Here is a 4,326-nt window from a genome sequence, read left to right on the forward strand (position 1 = left end):
CCAGGAGAGGTTGCTGCGCCCGTTCACCTGCCAGAGCCCCGTGATGCCGGGCTTCACCAGGAACCGGCGATGCACGTGGTGTTCGTACTCTTCGACCTCCGAGGCGAGCGGCGGCCGCGGCCCGATGAGCGACATCTCCCCGAGGAAGACGTTGAACAGCTGCGGCAGCTCGTCGAGGCTGTAGCGCCGCAGGAACCGTCCCACCGGAGTCACCCGCGGGTCGTCGCGCATCTTGAACAGCACGTCGTTGCCGGCATCCGCCATGGCTCGCAGCTCGGCCAGGCGCGCTTCGGCATCCACGACCATCGTGCGGAACTTGAGCATCTGGAACGGCCGACCGTTCCTGCCGACCCGACGCTGCCGGAACAGCGCAGGTCCGGGGTCGGTCACCTTGATCGCCGCCACGACGGCGACGAGCACCGGCGAGAGCATCAGGATGAGCAGCGCCGACGCGACGACGTCGAAGAGGCGCTTCGAGTGCAGCTTCCCGCCGCGATAACGCGGCGTCTCGACGTGCACGAGCGGCAGCCCGGCGACCGGGCGGATGTGGATGCGGGGGCCGCCGATGTCGGTCAGCGCGGGCGCGACGATGAGGTGCTGGTTTCCCGGCTCCAACTTCCAGCTCAGCTCCCGCACCTTCTGCGGTGAGAGCTCGTCGGAACTGGTGATGATGACGGTGTCGGCCTCAAGCTTTTCGACGGCTTCGAAGACGTGATCGACGTCGCCGACGATCCGGATCGGGCCGGTATCGATCATCCGGAGCTCCCGCTCGAGATCGTCTTCCCGGCCCGCCGGCAGGCAGGCGCCGACTACGCGGAAACCGGCCTCGGGCATCCGGCCCAGCTCACGGGCGAGATGCGCGACCGACTCGGGGCCGCCGGCCAGAACCACGTTGGCCGAGTAGCCGCCCTCACGGCGTTGGGCTTGCAGCCACGACCGCCAGAGGTGTCGCACCAGCAACAGGGCGGCGAGACCGATGGGGAGCGCGATTAGAAAGTAGCCGCGCGCCAACTGCAGGTTGAAGAGGTAGACCACGATCGCCAGCCCGCCGAACGTGGTCAGCGACGCGACGATGACGCGTCGGTACTCGCCTCCGCCCGTGCCGGCGATCCGCGCGTCGCGGCTGCCGAGCAGCGCAAGCATCCCGAGCCAGGCGATGATCAGGCACACCGAGTAGACGGTGGCGAACGGCTGAGCGCCCTCGGCGGGCACGGGCTCCCCGGCGAGGGAGCTGCGCACGCGCACCCACAGCAGCTGAGCTCCGAAGACGGCGCTGACGACGACCAAGAAGTCGCTGTAGATCAGGCGCAGACCGTAATGGAGCTGCCAGGACGGCACCCCGTCCCGCACCAGCAGCGATTCACCGACACCCTGTCGGCGCACGGCAATAGACATGCGGTCCCCCCTTGGAAAAGTGTGACGCCCCGATTTCCCCCCGGGGAGTTCCCTCACTTCGACGCTAACCCGGGGGGCGTGTCACCCGTAAGGGGGGTTCAGGATTCTCACGGCTTGCACACCGGAGAGAAACATCCGCGAAACACGAGCAGCTCGGCTCCCCGCGGGGGCCGCTGGAGGGCCGACCCGCTAGCCCGCCGTGGTCGCGGCGACGACGATGACGACGGTGACGACGGTGCCGACGAGCAGTGCGGCACCCGCGAGCGCGCTTGCGAACGACGCCGGCATCCTCGGTCGCGTGGGTGCCGCGGGCGCGACGGAAACCGGGATGCGGGCCTCAGCCGACTCCGCCGCCGGCTCACGCGTCTCTGCCATCACGGCTCCTTTGCGCGCCTGGGAAAGTTCCGGCAATCATAAGCCTCCCGTCGCCCGAATCGCGCGTCAGGTGTGGCGGCGCACCCATTCGTGCATGACGATCGCGGCTGCGGCGCCCGCGTTGATCGACCGCGTCGACCCGGCCTGCGCGATCTCGACGACCAGGCTGGCGGCCGCGAGCGCCTCAGCGGTGAGGCCCGGGCCCTCCTGCCCGAACAGCAGAACACAGCGCTCCGGGATGTCGGCGTCCCGCACGTCGACCGAACCCTCCACGTTGTCGACAGCGACGATCGGCAACCCGTTCTCGCGTGCCCAGCCGACGAGGGCGGCGACATCCGGATGCTCCCTGATGTGTTGATACCGGTCGGTCACCATCGCACCGCGGCGGTTCCAGCGCCGGTTGCCGACGATGTGCACCTCGGCGGCGAGGAACGCGTTGGCGGTGCGCACGATCGACCCGATGTTCATGTCGTGCTGCCAGTTCTCGATCGCGACGTGAAACCCGCGTCGTCGGGTGTCGAGGTCGGCGACGATCGCGTCCATCGTCCAGTAGCGGTAGGCGTCGACGACGTTGCGGGTGTCGCCGTGCTCCAGCAGGTCGGGGTCGTACCGGGGGTCGGTCGGCCAGGCAGCGCGGCCGCCTGGCCACGGCCCGACGCCGACCTTTCGCTCGACATCCATCAGAAGAGCGCCGGTTCCGCCTCGTTGACGACGATCGAGTCCGGGCGGACGAGCAGTTGCAGCAGCTCGGTGTTGATGAAGATCCGCTCCCGGCCGCGGCGAACGTCACGGAGCACGCGGGCTTCGACGAGGGCGTTGAGCCAGTTCGTGGCTGTCGGACGGGAGACTTTGCAGCGATCGATCACGGTCGCGATGCGGCAGTACGGCTGCTCGAAGAGCACCGCAAGTAGGTCGGCATTCGCGCCGCCTGTCGCCTCCCTGATCACCGCGAGCATGCGATCTTGTAGCGCCTGAATCTGATCGATCTTGACCACGGTCGAGGCCGCCGTCTGCCGAATTCCTTCGATGACGAACAGAATCCATTCGTTCCACGCGCCGTCCCGCGTGACGGCGAGCAGCAGCCGGTAGTACTCGTCCTTGTTCTCGATGATGTAGCGCGACAAGTACAGGATCGGTTGCTCGATCAGGCCCGCGCTCATCAGCATGAGAACGTTGAGGATGCGGCCGGTGCGACCGTTGCCGTCTTCGAACGGATGGATGGCTTCGAACTGGTAGTGCGCGAGCGCCATGACGACGAGCGGATCGATCCCGTTGCGCGCATGGACGAACTGCTCCCAGTCGCCGAGTTTCTCGCGGATGCGCGCCTCGCCGACCGGCGGGGTGTAGATCGCAGCCTTCGTCACCGGATTGCCGATAAACGTGCCCGGGTTTCGTCGAATGGGCATCTCGCGATTCTTCACCGTGGTGCAGATCTCTGCGGCCGTGCTGACCGAGAGCGGCCGTGCCTTGATCAGTCGCACCCCTGCGAACAGCGCACTGCGGTAGTTCAGGGTTTCCTTGGTCGCGGGATTCGTCGCCGCGGATTCGTCGTGTGCGTACCGAAAGAGGTCGTCGGTGGTCGTGACGATGTTCTCGATCTCCGAGCTCGCCTGAGCCTCAAGCAGGGGAATCGAGTTGATCAGAACCGTCGGATTGGCGATCCTCCGCGCGGCTTGGTCGAGCGCGGCGAGCGCGGCGCGTGCTTCAATCGTCGCCTTCAACACCTCACGTGTCTCGACCTCGGTGGCGGGAGGGAGAGGTGGGAGGTCGTTGAACGGTTCGTCCGCTACCCACGCCATATGCAAAGTCTAGTGACACCTTTGGTTCACGTGTAAAGATTGTGCTTGTTTTTTTACACGTTGAGCCGACGTGTGCGGCGGCTTTACACGATGTCCGTGTCGGGTGGAGGGCCTCCCTACGATGAAGGCATGCGCGACCGCAGCGAGATCACGAGCTGGCTCACCGACATGGACGGGGTGCTGGTGCACGAGAACACCCCGCTGCCCGGAGCGTCCGACCTCATCCGACGCTGGACCGAGACCGACACCCCGTTCCTGGTGCTCACCAACAACTCCATCTTCACGCCGCGCGACCTGGCGGCTCGCCTGCGCGCATCGGGGCTCAACGTTCCCGAAGACCGCATCTGGACCTCGGCGCTCGCCACCGCCGACTTCTGCGCCTCGCAGATTCCCGGCGGTTCGGCGTTCGTCATCGGCGAGGCCGGCATCACGACGGCCCTTCACGAGGCGGGCTTCATCATGACTGAGACCAATCCCGACTACGTCGTCGTCGGCGAGACCCGCAACTACTCGTTCGAGGCGATTACCCGCGCCATCCGGCTCATCAACACCGGGTCGCGGTTCATTGCGACGAACCCGGATGCCACCGGGCCCTCCGCCGACGGGGTGCTGCCGGCAACGGGTGCGGTCACCGCCCTCATCTCGAAAGCCACCGGTCGCGAGCCCTACGTCGTCGGCAAGCCGAACCCGATGATGTTCCGCTCGGCGATGAACCGCATCGGCGCGCACAGCGAGTCGACCGCGATGATCGGCGACC

At 66.9% G+C, this 4,326-nt stretch carries 5 protein-coding genes; 1 reads left to right on the forward strand and 4 read right to left on the reverse strand.

Translation table 11 applies throughout. The features are described 5' to 3' along the window. The 4 genes from RMO30_RS07875 to RMO30_RS07890 all read right to left on the reverse strand — a co-directional run. On the reverse strand, positions 1–1,395 hold a 1,395-nt coding region (locus tag RMO30_RS07875; protein ID WP_309711637.1), incomplete at its 3' end, for a sugar transferase. A 189-nt stretch (positions 1,396–1,584) separates the two neighbouring features. Further along, entirely contained in the window at positions 1,585–1,770 is a 186-nt protein-coding gene (locus RMO30_RS07880; RefSeq protein ID WP_309711640.1) for a hypothetical protein, read from the reverse strand. Positions 1,771–1,836: 66 nt separating this feature from the next. Next, complete coding sequence (locus RMO30_RS07885) at positions 1,837–2,451, reverse strand: TrmH family RNA methyltransferase (RefSeq protein ID WP_309711643.1); 615 nt, start codon at positions 2,449–2,451, stop codon at positions 1,837–1,839. Then, the gene (locus tag RMO30_RS07890; RefSeq protein WP_309711645.1) at positions 2,451–3,569 is read right to left on the reverse strand and encodes a Fic family protein; all 1,119 of its coding nucleotides are present in this window, start codon (positions 3,567–3,569) and stop codon (positions 2,451–2,453) included. Before RMO30_RS07890 ends, RMO30_RS07885 begins: the two co-directional genes overlap by 1 nt. Before the next feature lie 129 nt (positions 3,570–3,698). Here RMO30_RS07890 and RMO30_RS07895 point away from each other — a divergent pair. Beyond that, the coding region (locus tag RMO30_RS07895) for an HAD-IIA family hydrolase (RefSeq protein ID WP_309711648.1) at positions 3,699–4,326 on the forward strand (628 nt) is incomplete at its 3' end.

The sequence above is a fragment of the Pseudolysinimonas sp. genome (assembly GCF_031389465.1).
GTDB lineage: Bacteria > Actinomycetota > Actinomycetes > Actinomycetales > Microbacteriaceae > Pseudolysinimonas_A.